This window comes from Winogradskyella psychrotolerans (genome assembly GCF_018860545.1).
Classification (GTDB): Bacteria; Bacteroidota; Bacteroidia; order Flavobacteriales; family Flavobacteriaceae; genus Winogradskyella; species Winogradskyella psychrotolerans_A.
The window spans coordinates 1-17,323 of record NZ_JAHKPN010000041.1 but is presented as its reverse complement, the minus strand read 5'-3'; the positions used below and the strand labels follow the sequence as shown (position 1 = coordinate 17,323).

At 34.0% G+C, this 17,323-nt stretch carries 16 protein-coding genes; 13 read left to right on the top strand and 3 right to left on the bottom strand.

The genetic code is table 11. From position 1 onward, the window contains the following. Nucleotides 1-10: 10 nt before the first annotated feature. Together KO515_RS13715 and meaB are read right to left on the bottom strand one after the other, a co-directional pair. The gene (locus KO515_RS13715; protein ID WP_215936909.1) at nt 11-763 is read right to left on the bottom strand and encodes an acyl-[acyl-carrier-protein] thioesterase; all 753 of its coding nucleotides are present in this window, start codon (nt 761-763) and stop codon (nt 11-13) included. A 36-nt stretch (nt 764-799) separates the two neighbouring features. After that, complete coding sequence (gene meaB, locus KO515_RS13710; RefSeq protein WP_215936908.1) at nt 800-1,804, bottom strand: methylmalonyl Co-A mutase-associated GTPase MeaB; 1,005 nt, start codon at nt 1,802-1,804, stop codon at nt 800-802. A gap of 258 nt (nt 1,805-2,062) precedes the next feature. On the opposite strand from meaB, the gene KO515_RS13705 reads away from it, so the two are divergent. The 4 genes from KO515_RS13705 (at nt 2,063) to KO515_RS13690 (ending at nt 7,252) form a co-directional block, all read left to right on the top strand. Further along, nucleotides 2,063-3,511 (top strand): pyruvate kinase, encoded by a 1,449-nt coding sequence (locus KO515_RS13705; protein ID WP_215936907.1) that lies wholly within the window; start codon nt 2,063-2,065, stop codon nt 3,509-3,511. A 92-nt stretch (nt 3,512-3,603) separates the two neighbouring features. Further along, on the top strand, nt 3,604-4,200 hold the full coding sequence (locus KO515_RS13700) for an NAD(P)H-dependent oxidoreductase (RefSeq protein WP_215936906.1): 597 nt from the start codon (nt 3,604-3,606) through the stop codon (nt 4,198-4,200). Between the two features lie 2 nt (nt 4,201-4,202). Next, nucleotides 4,203-6,095: a monovalent cation:proton antiporter-2 (CPA2) family protein gene (locus tag KO515_RS13695; RefSeq protein ID WP_215936905.1), complete on the top strand. Its 1,893-nt coding sequence runs from the start codon at nt 4,203-4,205 to the stop codon at nt 6,093-6,095. A gap of 143 nt (nt 6,096-6,238) precedes the next feature. Beyond that, complete coding sequence (locus KO515_RS13690) at nt 6,239-7,252, top strand: LLM class flavin-dependent oxidoreductase (RefSeq protein ID WP_215936904.1); 1,014 nt, start codon at nt 6,239-6,241, stop codon at nt 7,250-7,252. A 57-nt stretch (nt 7,253-7,309) separates the two neighbouring features. Here KO515_RS13690 and KO515_RS13685 read toward each other — a convergent pair whose 3' ends face one another. Then, a complete protein-coding gene (locus tag KO515_RS13685) occupies nt 7,310-8,179 on the bottom strand; it encodes an outer membrane beta-barrel protein (RefSeq protein WP_215936903.1) in 870 nt (289 codons plus the stop codon). A 223-nt stretch (nt 8,180-8,402) separates the two neighbouring features. Here KO515_RS13685 and KO515_RS13680 point away from each other — a divergent pair, with 223 nt between their 5' ends. The 9 genes from KO515_RS13680 (at nt 8,403) to KO515_RS13640 (ending at nt 17,298) form a co-directional block, all read left to right on the top strand. Next, nucleotides 8,403-9,731 (top strand): sensor histidine kinase, encoded by a 1,329-nt coding sequence (locus KO515_RS13680; RefSeq protein ID WP_215936902.1) that lies wholly within the window; start codon nt 8,403-8,405, stop codon nt 9,729-9,731. Nucleotides 9,732-9,991: 260 nt separating this feature from the next. Continuing rightward, nucleotides 9,992-10,669, top strand: a complete 678-nt coding sequence (locus tag KO515_RS13675) for an NUDIX hydrolase (protein WP_215936901.1) — start codon at nt 9,992-9,994, stop codon at nt 10,667-10,669. Between the two features lie 156 nt (nt 10,670-10,825). Beyond that, nucleotides 10,826-11,803 carry an SPFH domain-containing protein gene (locus tag KO515_RS13670; protein WP_252723875.1) on the top strand — a complete coding sequence of 326 codons (978 nt, stop codon included), beginning with the start codon at nt 10,826-10,828 and terminating at the stop codon, nt 11,801-11,803. A gap of 1 nt (nt 11,804) precedes the next feature. Next, nucleotides 11,805-12,725, top strand: a complete 921-nt coding sequence (locus KO515_RS13665) for an NAD(+)/NADH kinase (RefSeq protein ID WP_215936899.1) — start codon at nt 11,805-11,807, stop codon at nt 12,723-12,725. A gap of 209 nt (nt 12,726-12,934) precedes the next feature. Beyond that, nucleotides 12,935-14,224, top strand: a complete 1,290-nt coding sequence (locus KO515_RS13660) for a hypothetical protein (RefSeq protein ID WP_215936898.1) — start codon at nt 12,935-12,937, stop codon at nt 14,222-14,224. A gap of 3 nt (nt 14,225-14,227) precedes the next feature. Continuing rightward, nucleotides 14,228-15,628, top strand: coding sequence for a hypothetical protein (locus tag KO515_RS13655; RefSeq protein ID WP_215936897.1), 1,401 nt, complete (start codon nt 14,228-14,230; stop codon nt 15,626-15,628). Between the two features lies 1 nt (nt 15,629). Further along, the gene (locus KO515_RS13650; protein WP_215936896.1) at nt 15,630-15,989 is read left to right on the top strand and encodes a hypothetical protein; all 360 of its coding nucleotides are present in this window, start codon (nt 15,630-15,632) and stop codon (nt 15,987-15,989) included. After that, on the top strand, nt 15,986-16,435 hold the full coding sequence (locus tag KO515_RS13645; protein ID WP_215936895.1) for a PIN domain-containing protein: 450 nt from the start codon (nt 15,986-15,988) through the stop codon (nt 16,433-16,435). The genes KO515_RS13650 and KO515_RS13645 overlap by 4 nt, the downstream gene beginning before the upstream one ends. A gap of 263 nt (nt 16,436-16,698) precedes the next feature. Further along, complete coding sequence (locus KO515_RS13640) at nt 16,699-17,298, top strand: DUF6642 family protein (protein WP_215936894.1); 600 nt, start codon at nt 16,699-16,701, stop codon at nt 17,296-17,298. Nucleotides 17,299-17,323: the final 25 nt, after the last annotated feature.

Here is a 17,323-nt window from a genome sequence, read left to right as displayed (position 1 = left end):
AAATCAGTAACTAATAGGGCTTCCAAAGTGTGGTGGCTGTAGCACAAATTTTGTCGCTCCCTTCAACTTTTATACTGTGCTGAAACGTAGTGGGATTGTCCAATGTTTTGGTCAACGACATTACGGTATCACCAGACTGTGCTTCTGCAATAAAACGACCATCAATCACGTGCAAAAAGTGGGTATTTATGATAGCTTCTGGAATCGACTCCATCACCCATTGTAAATATCGAATATTATTGACGTGTTTATTCATATCCGTATCAAAACGATGCACTTGAAACGTTCCTGAATAATCAGCAACATCCACAACAGGTAGTTTTACCTTAATATTAGTGTCAATTGAACTTTCTTTGCAATAGGACCATTTTTCTTTAATCTCATGAAAAATCGGAGTTGGCCGTCTTTTTTCAATATCAAAAAACACCCACAAGCCTTTCGCGCGACCGATAATATTTTGCTGTGCATCAAAAATCAAGTTTTCTCTATACCCTTTAATTGTAGAGTAGCTAGATAACCAGGTTCTAATCGTGATGTTTTCTTTATAACTGGGATACCGATCCATTTGTAAGACCCCAGAAAACAAGACCCAACCAATATTTTTTTGAAATAAATCGAATAAACTATGATCTATAGCATAACAGTGTTCTGCGGCAGTTTCCTCAAGTAAGGCTAACATAATCGCTGGTGTAGCAACACCAAATTCGTTCATTTCAAAATACCGTAATTCAAACTGCTTATCAAAATAGTGCTCAACTGCCATGTGATATCGTTTTAGAATGGTTGAAGATAAGGTATTCTAAATTGAATTTTTAAATTTTTCAATAATCTGAAGCGCTGCTTTTACAGGTGAAATTTCTGAAGACACAATCTCGTTTTCTAATTGAGCCAGTTCATCTTTTATATGTGCTGAACCATAAAACATGTGTTTTAATTCTTCATTGATGTTATTGTACATCCATTTGATTTGTTGATGATTTCTATTCTTAACGAAGTAACCATTCTCGTCGACTAAGGTTTTGTATTTGAGTACCTGATCCCAAACATTAGAAATCCCAATATTCTTGGTAGAGGATGCGGTACTTACCACAGGACTCCAACCAGATTCAGACAACGGAAAAATATGCAATGCGTTCTGGTATTGTCGTTTCGCTATTCGGCTATTCGTAATATTATCTCCATCGGCTTTATTAATGACCAGCATATCCGCCATTTCCATAATGCCTTTTTTAATGCCTTGTAACTCATCACCAGCACCAGACAACATTAAGAGTAAAAAGAAATCCGTCATACCATGCACTGCCGTTTCTGATTGCCCCACACCAACAGTTTCAATTAAAATCACATCATAACCAGCCGCTTCACACAGCAACATGGTTTCTCCTGTTTTATTGGCCACACCACCTAAGGTATCACCAGAAGACGAGGGTCTAATATAAGCGGCTTCTAAATTGCTTAAGTGTTCCATTCGTGTTTTATCACCGAGAATACTGCCTTTGGTGCGCTGACTACTTGGATCAATAGATAAAATAGCCACCTTATGACCTTCGTTAACGAGGTACAACCCAAAGGCTTCAATAAACGTGCTTTTTCCAACTCCTGGCACTCCTGTGATTCCAATTCTTATAGACTTTCCTGAATGTGGTAATATCGCTTGAACAATTGCTTTGGCTAAGATTTTATCACTTTCTAAATTACTTTCAACAATGGTAATAGCACGAGATAATATAACGCGATCTCCTTTTAAAATACCATCAATATAAGCTTGGGCATCTAATCTGTTTTTGGGTTTGTAGTTTTTCATTGGAATGGTCTAAAGATTCGTCTATCTCAACAGTGATTTTCAACACTAACAAAGATACTGATAATGCAAAAAACAGCATAAAATAACCCAACTTTTTAACTGGTTTTTTCTATTTTATAATTCAGTCATATAACGCATTATTTTACATAAAAATAACAACAGAATATCCTAAAAACGTATAAAGTTTACTACTTTTAAAATAAGAAGCGCAATCGTGAATTCAAGTTTAATACGATAACTTAATAGGTGGCAATTATTATGAAAACAACACAACTCAACGAGCTTAAAAAAGAACTCGAGAAAATTATTAAGCTACTAGAAAAAGTTGAGTTGCCTGATGACCTAAAACCTATTGAACGAAAATTAGCAAGTGCTCAAAATCTTTTGCATTATATAGCGATTCGAACGATTAATGTCAGCGGACTTCAAAAAAAATTAAAAAAAATTGGAGCGTCGCGTTTGGCACGTTCGGAAGACCATATGCTACATTCACTTTATCTTTTACACCGTTTGGTCTGCGGTTTGTTACATGAGCCAGACCATCTAAAGCGACAAAAGCGAATCACCATTGCACGCGCAGAAAAAAAATTGAACAAAAACACGAAAAGGCTTCTTGGGCGAAAGTCTAGAATAAAACGTGTGAGACTCATGGTTACTATGCCTTCAGAAGCTGCGAATAACTACCTAATGGTTGAGAATTTCGTCATACAAGGTATGAATTCTGCACGCATAAATTGTGCTCACGATTCGGAAACCGAGTGGATTGCAATGGTGAAACATATTCGAAAAGCAGCCTTAAAGCACAATCGAAATGTCACTATCGCCATGGACTTAAGTGGACCAAAAATTAGAACGGTATTAGGTTCTGAAGACCAAACTTATATTAAATTAAACCAAGGTGACACTATAGAGATTATAGATGATAGCCTGCCAATCTTAAATATAGAAAAACAAATACGATGCAGTTTCCCTGATATCATTTCAAAAGTAAAACCAGGAGAACATATCTATTTTGATGATGGAAAAATTGAAGGTACGATTACTGCTGTAGAAGCAAAAAAGATAAGCGTCAACATTACGCGATGTAAAATAAATGGTGAAAAACTGAAGACTGACAAAGGAATTAACCTTCCAGAATCTAATTTGGAAATTGCAGGTTTAACACCAAAAGACAAGATAGATTTTGCGGTTATTGCTAAATATGCAGACATCGTTAATTTTAGTTTTGTTAATACCACAGCCGATTTAAAAGAATTGTTTGAACTCATGGCATATCATAACTCCAATAACTTGGGTGTGATATTAAAAATAGAAACCAAACAAGCGTATAACAATCTAAAAGATATACTTTTAGACACCAAAACCAAAACAAACGCTTTTGGTGTTATGATTGCAAGAGGCGATTTGGCTATCGAAGTTGGCTGGCAAAATATAGGACGGGTTCAAAACGAAATTCTTCGAATGTGTACCGCTGCGCATACACCTGTTATTTGGGCGACTCAAGTACTAGAGAATTTAGCAAAAAAAGGTATTCCATCGCGTTCAGAGATGTCAGATATCAACAATGCTTTTAAAGCAGAATGTATTATGCTCAATAAGGGACCATATATACTCGAAGTGATTCAATTTTTAAATGAAGTGTTACGCAATGAAGAATTATTTCAAAATAAAAATGAAGCCATGCTGCCCGAATTAAAACGCTTGTAACTCAAATTGTACATTTAAACAACAAAAACAATCAATTGAGACATATAGGAAAACCAACTTTATGTAACCTTTTTTATTGTTAGTTTTATAACATGAAAAAGATTCTAATTCTATTTGCGCATCCTAAACTCGAAAAGTCTAGAGCCAATTTACCTTTAATTAATCATATTAGAGATAAAGAAAACGTGACTATCAACGATTTATACGAGCAATATCCAGATTTTCATATTGACGTTCCAAGAGAACAACAATTATTAGAACAGCACGATATCATCATTTGGCATCATCCGTTTTACTGGTACAGTTGTCCTCCTTTAATGAAACAATGGATAGATATGGTTTTAGAGTTTAATTGGGCTTATGGACCAAAAGGGAAAGCACTGCATAATAAAATTTGTTTAAATGCCATTACAACGGGTGGTTCTAAAGAGGTATACTGTTCCGCTGGCTATAACAGTTTTACGGTAGAACAGTTTTTAAGACCTTTTGAACAAACGTCTAATTTGTGTGGCATGACGTACTTTCCACCGTTTGCGGTTATGGGTACGCATAGTATCTCGGATGAAGTATTACATAATTATAAAATCAGTTACGGAAAATTAATCGATTTACTTCAGGCAGATCTCTCCTTACAAGATTTTGAAAAGCTTTCATTTATAAACGATATCCCACAACTTAAAACCACTTAAACATGACTGGAGGTTTACTTTTTATGGCCATTGTCTTTTTAGCAGGCGCTATTATTTGTGTCTCTATAGCCAAACGCTTGGGATTAAGTTCTGTAATTGGCTATTTGTTGGCTGGTATATTAATTGGTCCCTACGTTTTAGGTTTTATCGGAGAGGAGGGTGATGATATTCTTCATTTTGCTGAATTCGGAGTGGTAATGATGTTATTTCTTATTGGTTTAGAAATCGAACCAAAGAACTTTTGGAACATGAGAAAAACCATTATTGGTATGGGAGGAATTCAGGTAGGTGGAACAATGCTATTATCCTTTTTATTGTTTTCATTACTTGGGTTTGATTGGGAGGTCACCTTAGTGATTTCAATGGCCATAGCACTTTCTTCTACTGCGATAGCCATGCAAACGATAAAAGAAAAAGGCTTAATGCCTACAACGTTCGGAACCTCTGCATTTTCAATTTTACTTTTTCAAGATATCATTGTCATTTTTATGATTGGTGCCATGCCGCTTTTAGCAAACACAGGAAACACAACTGCGACAGACGACCATAGTACTTCTGCAAATTTAATTGAAAGCTTACCATTAGGATTGCAAACCTTAGCCATTATTTCATCTGTTATAGTAATTATTGTTTTAGGCCGTTTTATTATTGTGCCTATGCTTAGAAAAGTAGCCAAAACTGGTGTGAGAGAATTGTTAATTGCAGCCGCTTTTTTAATTGTGTTTGGTATTTCGTTTATTATGGAACTGGTAGGATTAAGTCCAGCATTAGGGGCCTTTTTAGGTGGTGTGGTGTTATCTAATAGTGAGTTTAAACACGAATTAGAAAGTACCTTAGAACCCTTTAAAAACTTGCTACTCGGTTTGTTTTTTATGGCTGTTGGTGCCTCTATTAACTTTATCGTCATTGCCAAAAGTCCGCTTACTATTGGTGGACTTTTACTAGCCATCATTTTATTAAAAGCATTAGTATTATATATCACGGCACAGGTATTTAAATTAAAATTAGATCAAAAACTATTACTCACATTCAGTTTAGCCCAAGTAGGTGAGTTTGCATTTGTATTATTATCATTCGCGTTTAGCCTTCACATTTTAGAACAGGAGCAAATGGATATGATGCTCGTTATTACAGCACTAAGTATGGCATTAACCCCTATTATTAGTATGCTTAATGAGCGTGTGATACTTCCAAAAGTGGGCACTAAACAATCTATTAAGCGCCCAATGGATCATATTGCAAAATCCCACAAAATAATTCTTGTTGGATTTGGGCATTTCGGTAGTACTATTGGCCGTTTTTTAAGATCGCATGGTATTGAAGCTACAATTCTAGATCAAGATTCTAACCGTGTAGATTTTCTTCGTAAAATGGGATTTGAAGTCTATTATGGTGATGCCACACGATTAGATTTACTAGAATCTGCCGGAATTGCTGATGCCAAAATCATCATCGTAGCCACCAATAAGCTCAATGTATCTAAAGCCATTAGTAAAATTGTGAAGGAAAAGTATCCACATGTCGAGATGTTAATTCGTACCAAAAACAGATACGATGCATATGAATTATTAAACCTTGGTCACGACAACATCTATAGAGAATCCTTAGAAACCTCATTGGCAATGGCTAGTGAAGTACTGCACAAAATTGGATTTAGAAAATACACACTAAAACGACAGGTTAAAAACTTTATAAAGTATGACGAAACCAGTTTAAGGCGTCTAGCTAAAACATCGAAGCGAGGTGATGACTATATTTTTAAAGCGAGGAAAGAGTTACAAGAGCAAGAGGAATTATTGGGTGCCGATTTTAAAAGAGGTATAGTCGATTTTGACAAACATTGGGATAGTGAACACATTAGAAAAGCATTAGAAAACTCTAATACAAAGCTGTAACTCCTTAGCGCTTATTTGAATCCAAAATCACCATAGTTTGAGTCCTTATAATTAGCAATAATTTAGTAATTATTTAATAAAGAAAACGACTATGAAATTGTAATTTCACGTTTTAACCCCAAAATTTATATTCGAATATAGTTATGAATCCTAAGCACGTTGCATATTCCATATTAGACCTTGCCTTAGTATCTGAAGGCCAAACACTTAAAGCTACTTTTAATAATGCTTTACAATTGGCACAAGAAGCAGAAAGCTTTGGCTACAAGCGATTTTGGTTGGCAGAGCATCACAATGCCGAAAATATTGGAAGTAGTGCCACCTCTGTACTCATTGGCTATGTGGCGCAAGGCACAAAAACCATCAACGTAGGTTCTGGTGGTATTATGTTACCTAATCATTCTCCACTAATTATTGCCGAACAATTTGGAACCCTCGGAACCCTATATCCTAATCGCATCGATTTAGGCTTAGGAAGAGCACCAGGAACAGATAAAGAAACGGCGGAAGCCATTCGCTCGGACTTTATGCAGGCAGCACATTCCTTTCCCGCGGAAGTGGATAAAATACAAACCTTTTTCGATATAGAAAATGAAGATGCTAAAGTACGTGCCACCGTAGCAGAAGGAGTAGAGGTGCCTATTTATATTTTAGGTTCTAGCACAGATAGTGCACATTTAGCAGCAAAAAAAGGCTTGCCTTATGCTTTTGCTAGTCATTTTGCTACCACTCATTTATGGGATGCTATAGCGACGTACCGCAAAGAATTTCAACCGTCTAATGCTTTAGCACAACCCTACGTTATGGCCGGTGTCAACATTATTATCGCCGAGACTGACGCGGAAGCCGAACGCTTAGCCACCTCCTTAATCCGGATGATTGTCGGCATTTTTACAGGCAGACGCGCAAAAGTGCAACCTCCAACAGATATGACGGACGACTTAAGGGATATTATGCGAAATCCGCAAGTGCATCAAATGTTGAAATATTCATTTATTGGTAGCAAAGCCACCGTAAAAGCTCAGGTTAAAGAATTTTTAGATCAAACTAAAGCCGACGAATTAATTGCAGTCACGCACGTATACGATAGCAATGATAGAATTCGATCATACGAATTATTTGCGGAGATCATGAACGAACTACAACCTAAGGCATAAAAAAACTCCTAGAGTTACTAGGAGTTTAATGTATCTATAACGTCTTAAACGTTCAATTTAATTTGTTTTATCTGCAGTCGATTTTTTAAACTTATAAATCACACCAAAGTTAATCCCAAACGATGAATACGGTACTTTTACCGCTAGTTCCTTTGAGGTATCCGTATTATCGTTAGACAACTCATCAACATAGGTTGTGGTTTTGTTGACACCTGCTGGTAAATTATCTAAAGAGTAAAGCCCACGTACAGCAACCGTACCATCAGCTAAAACCACATCAGTATTAAACTCAGTGATTTCAGAATCTTTTCGTTTTAAACTAATACCATAATACTCAGCTTCTGCAAAAAGACTAAAATGATCATTCAATGGATGTTCATAACCCAAAGCCGCCACAAAGCCTAAAGGAAATTGACCGTGGTAATCTTCAACATAATTGGTTTCAGAATACGACCCTAATGGCACGCCAATAGCATCGGCTTCCGCTTGCGAAAACGTCGCTTTCTGATAGACAACCGCTTCTGTTTTTCCACCTAATTTAACCAATGCACCAAGTCGTGCGTAAATATTAGGATTAAACTTATACACAATAGATGCCGCAGCTCCAAAGGCACGTGCTCTGGCAATAGCATCGACTTCATAACCTGTTAAATTCACTTTAGATACCGTTTGGTCAGAGCCATGAAGATAGCCTAAACTCAAGTCAACACCTATAGCATCATTAAAAAAATAAGTACCTCGTAATTGAGCGTTTAAACCTTCACCATAACTACCATACGAGTTTTCTGTACTGCTAGACGTTTGGGTTTCACCTAATTTCATACCTGCACTGCTTATCGCGTAACCACCACTGGCAGACACTTGAAATTGAGCATAGGTTGTGGTGCTAAATATGAGGGCTGTAACTACTATAATAATCTGTTTCATAATTTTATATTTTGGAGACATTTTCATTTTTGCAAAGATACGGGTTCTATTGAGTTAACTGGGTTAAGTTTTTCATATTTCTTTGCCCAAACCCCAAATAAAACTATGGTCATGCAACGTTAATAAACCTCCGTTTGACTGTCTCATTTTTTTTATAAAAACGTAACGAGTATATTAGGCGAAGTAAAGAGCTAAATAAAAGTGTTTAAATCGAGTAAACAGCATGTCAAAAATTTCCCCTCCACAAAGCATACACCTTAAAACAGAAAAGCAATCACAGTTGGAAAAAGATAAAATTATAGAAAGACAGTTGCGCTTTCAAGACTTACTTATAAGCATTTCTACCACCTATATCAATGCCGATTTATCGGATGTCGATACACTGATCCGCACCTCATTACAACAAATTGGAGAATTCGTAGAATCTGATAGAAGCTATATTTTTACCTATAATTTTAAAGATAATACCACCTCTAATACTTATGAGTGGTGTGCTACAGATATAGAGCCCGAAATTCACAACCTTCAAAATATACCTATCGATTACATTCCGCAATGGATTGAAGCACACAAAAACGGAAACGCTTTTTATGTTGAAGACGTCAGTCAATTACCCGAAGATGGAGAACTAGGCCTCAGAGCTGTACTAGAGCCTCAAGGCATTAAAAGTCTTATCACCATCCCAAAAATTAAAAACGGAGAACTCATTGGTTTCATTGGATTCGATGCCGTTAAGAAATTAAACAAATACACCGAAAACGAAAAAGACATTCTCTTTGTATACGCTAATATGCTCGTCAATGTTATTAAGCGTAAAGAGAATGAAGAGCGCATCAAGGCACAAGAAAAGAAGAAGGAAGAGCTCTTACAACACTTATCCTTGCAAAACGAAGAACTTAACGAATACGCCCACGTGGTGTCTCACGATCTTAAAGCTCCACTCATCAATATCCACACCCTAATCAGTTGGTTTATGGACGATCATAAAGCCGCCTTTACTGAAAGCGATTTAAAACCCTTGCATCAGGTGTTGTTTAATGTTGAGAAAATGGACTTCCTGATTAAAGGTATTCTGGATTACTCTACCATTGATAAATTAGAACAACAAGACAAACTGGTCAACTTTAATACACTTATCACAGAGGTTTTACAAACCTTGCTCATCTCTTCACACATCAGCATTACCGTACAAGAGAACCTTCCGGGCCTCTATGGCAATACCTGGAGATTTAAACAAGTCTTCCAAAACCTAATTCAAAATGCCATTAAGTATAGTGATAAAGACCAAGGCACTATAGAAATTGGCTGCACAGCGCAGGACGATCTGTATCAGTTCCATGTCAAAGACAACGGAGTGGGTATTAAACCCGACTATTTCGAAAAAATCTTCAAGGTCTTTACCAAATTAGAAAGTAGCAGCTCGTCTTCGGGCATCGGACTCTCTATCGTAAAAAAAATCATCACCTTTTACAAAGGCAGCATATGGCTAGAAAGCGAAGAGGGTAGTGGCAGCACTTTTTATTTTACCTTGCCTAAATCCGGAACGCAATAAAACCGTTGAGATCAGTTGGAGTGTCCCGACTTTTTCTGTCAGGATGTATCGAGAACCTTCACGTCAGTTCGAGTGCTTCTTAATGAGAAGTACAACGAAGCATTAAGAAATGTATCGAGAACTATCTAATCATCTAACAATCTAACTGAGTCTAACAATCTAATCATCCAAGAATCCAAGAATCCAAGAATCCAAGAATTTAAATCCACCGTTAGTACAACCAAGTTTAAATTTATACTTTTGTGTACAAACTACACATAATGAGTAATCAATCTATAAAACTTTCTGTAGATGCTGTTGTATTCGGTTACGAAGAAGGCAACATATCTGTATTATTAATCAAAAGAAAATACGAACCATTTAAAGGAGAATGGGCTATTCCTGGTGGTTTTGTATTTAATGAAGAATCCTTAGAGGAAGCTGTTGAAAGAGAACTACATGAAGAAACAGGGATTAAGATTAATTATCTAGAACAACTATACACCTTCGGAAAGCCAAGCCGAGACCCAAGAGGTAGAGTAGTGTCTGTGGCCTATTTTGGACTGGTACGACCAAACGCTTATAAAATTGTGGCTTCAACGGATGCCGAACAAGTACAGTGGTTTAATATTAATGAATTACCAAAATTAGCATTCGACCATAAAGTAATCTTAAAAGCAGCAATAGAGCGCTTGCAAGGTAAAATAACCTACGAGCCTATAGGCTTTGAATTATTAGATAAAAAATTCCCGTTCTCAGACTTAGAAAAACTGTATACTACTTTACTAGGTCGCGATATCGACAGACGTAACTTCCGTAAGAAAATAGTGGGCTTAAATGTGTTAGATGAACTCGATGAAAAAGTATCAAAAGGGTCTGGTCGACCAGCAAATTTATTCCAATTCAATCCCAAACGTTATTTCCAATTAAAAGAAGAAGGTATTATATTCGAAATATAAACCCTTTTAAATCAACACTTTAAATAGTTTGCGTAAAAATAACGCATAATAAAGTTGGTGGATAATTTATTTCGATTTACATTTGTGTTATAATTACGCAAATAACCTTAAATACTTCATATTATGTTAGGAATAAATTATATCAAATTCGACTCAATGAATTACGTTATTCATTATCAAAACGGAAAAATTAAGAAAGAGGGAAGAGGATTATCATTCTTTTATTTCTCTCCAAATGCATCAATAGTGTCTATTCCGGTGCAGAGTAATGATTTTCAATTTGTATTTAACGAAACCACTAAAGATTACCAAGAGGTGACCATACAAGGTCAAGTGACTTATAAAATTGTACAGCCAAAGCAACTCGCAGAGACTTTAGACTTTACAGTCAATAGTAAAAAACAGTATTTAAAGAGCGACTACGAAAAAATACAACAACGTATTATTAATGAAGCACAAACAGCAAGTGCCTCTATTATTCAGAAACTAAGTCTTAAAGAAGCCTTACGACAATTAGAAGGCATCGAAAACGAAATATTCACTAGCGTGCAAGACTCTAAAACCGTAAAAATGTTAGGCCTAGAAATTCTTAGTGTCAATGTACTTGGCGTCTCTCCAAATCCAGAAATGGCAAGAGCCTTAGAAGCACAAACAAGAGAGTCTTTACAAAAAGAAGCCGATCAAGCAGTTTATGAGCGTAGAAATTTTGCCGTAGAACAAGAACGCATCATCAAAGAAAGTGAACTTAATACGGAAATAGCAGTAGAAGAGAAGCAAAAGCAAATTGTAGAAAAGAAAATGGAAACCGATGTGGTAAAGCAAGAAAACGAGCAGAAACTTAACGAAATGAATATGACCTCTAGTATCGCTCTAGAAGAACAAAAGAAAGCGCTTATAGATATTCAAGTAACCAACGAGAAAAAAGAAGCAGATGTGAAGGAGTATGTATTAAATGCCAACTTAAAACCATACAAAGAGCTAGACTGGAAAACCCTAATGGCCATCAGTAATAACGGCAATGATCCAAGCAATAACATCGCATTAGCCTTTAGAGAATTGGCGGAAAATGCAGATAAAATTGGAAATCTTAATATCTCTCCAGACTTATTAGAGTCTCTTACCAAAAGTAAATAACATGAAATTCGAAAACGTCATAATAATTAGAGACAAAACACGGCTTGAGCAATTAATCGAAAGATTCAACTCTAAAGCGCAAGCCAAATTTTATATTGAAAGTTCTGGTAGAGACTTTGCCTTTTTTGAAAGCGAACATCATACGTTTTATGAATCCCTTTCAAAAATTAAAACAAGCATCACCGATGGTCTCAAATACAAAGTGATCAATCGGTCTTTTCTGCCAACCTATATGTTTACAGCAAAAGATATCGTACTCGTCATTGGGCAAGATGGCTTAGTCGCTAATACAGCTAAATACGTTAACGGATTACCAATCATAGGTATCAACCCAGATCCTAAACGCTATGATGGTATTCTATTAAAACATGCACCCAACGATTTAAAAAACCTGCTCAAAAAGATGCTTAAAGGAACATACGACTCCAAACAAGTCACCATGGCGAAAGCTACTTTAAACGATGGCCAAGAATTATTGGCTTTTAATGATTTTTACATCGGTGCAGATTCACACGTATCGTCTAGATATAGCATAGAATATAAGGGCATCAAAGAACAACAATCCTCTAGTGGTATTATAGTATCAACAGGAGCAGGTTCTACAGGTTGGTTAAGTTCTATTTTTAATATGACGAATAATATTTCTGAATATTTTCATAATGAAAGTCGTTGTAGCAACAAATTAGAATGGAATGCCAACCAACTTGTCTTTGTCGTAAGAGAACCATTCTTAAGTAAACAATCACAAACTAATATCGGTTACGGCATCATAACAGAAAACACCACATTAAAAATAGAATCCAATATGCCTACAAAAGGCATCATCTTTAGTGATGGTATTGAATCTGATTTTTTAAATTTTAACTCTGGTAGTGTTGTGGATATTGGATTAGCTGATGAGAAAGCTAATTTGGTGGTTTGAAGTTTGAGTTATTAAAACCGATGTCAATGTATTGCTTTTAAAAACAGATTTCTATAATGGCGCGATTTTGCTGGTTCTGGTAGATTTGCTGGTTTAGAGATAGTGCGTATCGTTTGGCTTTGATTTTTAATTGGAGCGTTTGATTGGAAGTACAAAGTAAATCGTGTTAATTTATATTATCTTTGATATATCAATAAAATGATTGGATAGTGAGTAAAAGAAATTTTTTTAATATTACTGAATCAACTCCACAAGGAGTTAAGAAATTCTATTTCTTAGATTATTTTCTCATACTTCTACAAAGTTGCAATATCTCAGATGATCCACAAAAAATCTTTACAGTCTTCAAAACATTAAAAGAAAAAGAAAGACTAGGAGAATCAAAATATAAAAAACTTATCATTGATGATAGTGAAGAATTATCTGATTCTCAGGTAGCAAGATATAAATACACTTTTAAGCAGGTAATTAGTGAATCATTATCTTGTGGTTTGTTAAATGAAAAAGAGCATTTATTGTCTTTAACAAAGAAAGGAAGGAACACACTGAATATTGGGCTTAGAGACAAAAGAGCTTTTTATGATGTGATTTTAAAAATTTTAGAAAAGAAGTACTCTGCATTTTATCATTTAATTAAACTCTGTTATGAACAGAACAGTAGTAAGAATGGATTACTAATATTCCCTATTTATTCTCCGAGAAAATTAGGGTTTGACAAAAAGGAGATGAAAACTAACAATCATCTAATTAAATACTCTAACAAATTAAGAGTTACGCTTGAAAAAGATATAGAGAAATTTTTATCAGTTAAAATGTCTCTCAAAGAACCTGAGAAAGAGCTTATTAAAAAGTTAATAGATGATGATATATTAGTCTCAGGTGATTTAGATAATTTATTTAATTCGTTAAAGTACAATGCAATAATTGGAAGATTTAGAAAATTTTGGTTAAATTATTTTTTAAACGAAATTTATGAGTATCCTTTTTCTTTTACGACATTCAATATCTGGGTTGAAAGAGGTAAGCAACTAGGCGTAATTCATACAACTGAATTTTATCCTAATTTTGATGGAAGACTTGTTTATCCAACTTCAATTATAGTTGAGGATAATAAAAACAATGATTTAGTAAAAGCTTACGATTATGGACAAGGAGAGTTTTTATTTATACATAAACCTAAATGGAAGAATAATAAAAATAAATTTATTGATACTTTGCACAATTCTTATTTTGATTTAAAAAATAATAAAAGAACAAATTTTATAAGAATTTCAGACTTAAGAGAAAAAGTATGTTATAAACTTAAATTACCTACTTTTATATTTAATAATTTTCTTCAAGAAACTTATAATGAAAGCTTAAAAGGTGAAACTAAAATACAAATATCCCTTGAGGCAGATAGATTACCACAAGAAACTAGTGCAATGTATTTGAAGAGAGAACCAGTAATAATTAACAATCAGCAAAAAAATATAATTGCTATAGATTATAAAAAATAGATTATGTCAAATTTATTAAGAAAACCAAAATCCAAACATAGCATAGATAGCGAAGGTCGTTATCAGTTTCTTAATCTTAAAGAAAACCCATTTCCAAATACACCTTATGTTAATAAAAATAATGATGATATTAGATACAATGGAAGTATTTATGAATCAAGAATTAGAGAAAAAGAGCATGAGCAAATAATAAAAAATTTCATCAAAGTTCCGCAAAGTGATCCGAATCATATAAGATTGGGTTATATTCTTGATTATTCATATGTTGGTAGAGGTAATGGTAAATCTGCATTTGCACTCAATTTATTGGAAGAAATAAATGAAGAATATTGTTTGGATATATCAAATGAACAAAACAAATGTTTTGGTTTACATATAACCCCAGAAGTAAGTGGAAGGACTAAGACATTCTATAGTTTTACTGATTTGATTTTTGATACAATTTTAGATAAAAATTTAATAAATTATTCTTTGGCATCGTTAAGGTTAGGAGTAATAAATGAATTATATCCTAATGCTGATACTGATAATTTTGAAACTGAAGATGATTTAGTTGATAAGCTTAATGACTTAAAATGGTACAGAGAAAATAATATAGAAATCGCGTCAATAACAAAAGAAATATATAAAGAAAACGAAATATTAAAGAAAACGAACAATACCTTTCCATTAAATAAGGATAAATCAACATATTTTTCAACACAAATAACTAATCAAAAAGACTTTAAAAAATGTTATTATGAAACACTTAAGAAAGGTAAAGATAGAATTGAATTTCTATTTAACGACTTAGTATTACTTTTTGAAGCCGCTGGATTTAATGGAGCATATTTAATCGTCGATGACTTTGAAAGAATACCTGACTTTCAGAGTAAAAAACTTAAACAAGAATTTGCTCTTGAGCTAAGAACTAATTTCTTTGATGGTATTTTAGAAAATGCAAAAATTGGATTTTATAATTTAATTTTAGTATTGCACGCTGGTGTACCAAGATTAGTAGAGGAAGCATGGGCAGTTTCTGGTATGGATAGAAGAAGTCCTATGAATGATGATAATGCTTTGAATGTAATAAGGTTTGATAAGTTAACTATAGATCACGCTGTACTAATGTTAGAGAAATACTTGGAGAAATATAGAATTGATTCTAAAAAAGACAGCCTTAATCCTTTTACAAAAGAAGCAGTAAAAATAATTAGTGAAAAAGCAGAATTAAATGCTTCTACAATTTTAGCAAATGCCCATAGATTAATTGAGAAAGCTGCTGATCAGAAAATAGAATCTATTGATGAAGCATTTGTAAATAGTCAGTTAGGAAAAGTTGAGGAAGAATCTGTCAACGGTAAAAACGAAGATATTTCTTCCGAATCGACAGAAGATTTATTTAAAAAATCAAAAACTAAATAAATTGTATCACATATTTACGCCTATTGAATTAAAAGAATTTGTTTCGGTACTATTATTGAAACATAAAGATTTTGAAGATGATAATGAATACATAAACGATTTATTTAATGACTCCATCTCATGGCAAAGAAAGTTAATCTCGTTTAATCATTTTTTATCTATCGTGATTGAACAATTAGAAAAAAGAGGTATTGATTGTTCTAATTTAGTTCAAAGTATCTATTCACAGGTGGATACTTGCCATTTTGAAATACAAGAAGGAGATATTCGGTTTTTAGAATCTCTTTTTAAAAATGATTTTGGCTCCTCTTTGACTCTAGAAGAAGAATTAATTGAAGCGCAAAACCGTATAGAGAAATGAAAAGTACTTATGTAGTTGATACTTGTGCGTTAATATCATATTTTTCAAAAATACTTATTGGTTCTAATATTTCAATTAGCAAAGAGTCTATTGAAATAATAGATAGTGCTTTTTATTCTACAGAAATAAATTTAATTTTTCCATCCACTGTATTTATTGAGTTATTTAAAAAATGGTTTAGGACGGAAGAAGATGCTGAAAGAATTAAAACCGAGATTTACTTAAGAATTTTTGAAAGAGAAAATATGGAAATCCAGCCTTTTGATAAAGAAGTTTTAGAAAACTTCATTAAAATTAAAGATATAGAACCAAAATATAATTTTGATAATCACGATAAGCAAATATTGGCAGCAGCTATGACAATGGAATGTGCTTTGATAACTTCTGATACTAAAATTATAAGATATAATAAGAGAAAAAATGTAATTCCTTATATTTTAGATTAGTTGTTTTATTTCTATGGTCTGGTGTGATGATAAAAAGCTAAATTAGATATAACACTTAAACAAATAGTTCCCGTCTAAACACCATAACGCTCCTTCAACATTTCAAACAAATACATAAAATTGGTAGCACCAAAAGCTTCAGCAATTTGTTTTTTAGAAGCAAATTCATATAAAACATAACAAAATTTCACCCCAAACCACTAAAAACATTAAAAACATTCTTTTAATTTCGCACTTTACAAACGCCGCATAAATTTAGAAGCTTGCTAGAAAAAAGACCACAATTACCCCAAGAACAGATTACAGAAACAGAGTATTTTATTTATTGCTTAGAAGGAGTTGATGATGTAGACGCCAACACGGTAACCGAAGCCCAAGAAAACTTAGAGCAATTGGCCCTAAACTATGGCATAGCCAGTATCTACAAAACCTGCGACACCATTGAGGGCCTAGAAGATAGCCTAAACGCGCTGGTAGTAGATGATCATTATTTTAAAGATTATGAAATCATCTATTTGGTGATTAGGGGAGAAGCCAATACCATTTGTTTAAATGACTACTACTATAGTTTACAGGAAATTGCAGAACTTTTTGAAGGCCAATTAGACGGAAAGATTTTACATTTTTCAAATGCCAAAATTCTAGATTTAGACGAAGAAGAAGCACAGTATTTTTTAGATATCACGGGAGCAAAAGCGATTTCTGGTTATGGTCATGCCTATAATGGCATAGCAAGCACAAAACTCGATGAAGCCTTCTTTAATTTATTTAAAGAAGATGATGATATGTTTGCTGTGGTAGAAGAGTTGCACCAAAGACATTATAACGCCTGCAAAGTATTGGATTTTAGATTGTATTATTAAACGCAGGGCTTCTTAGCTCTTGGCT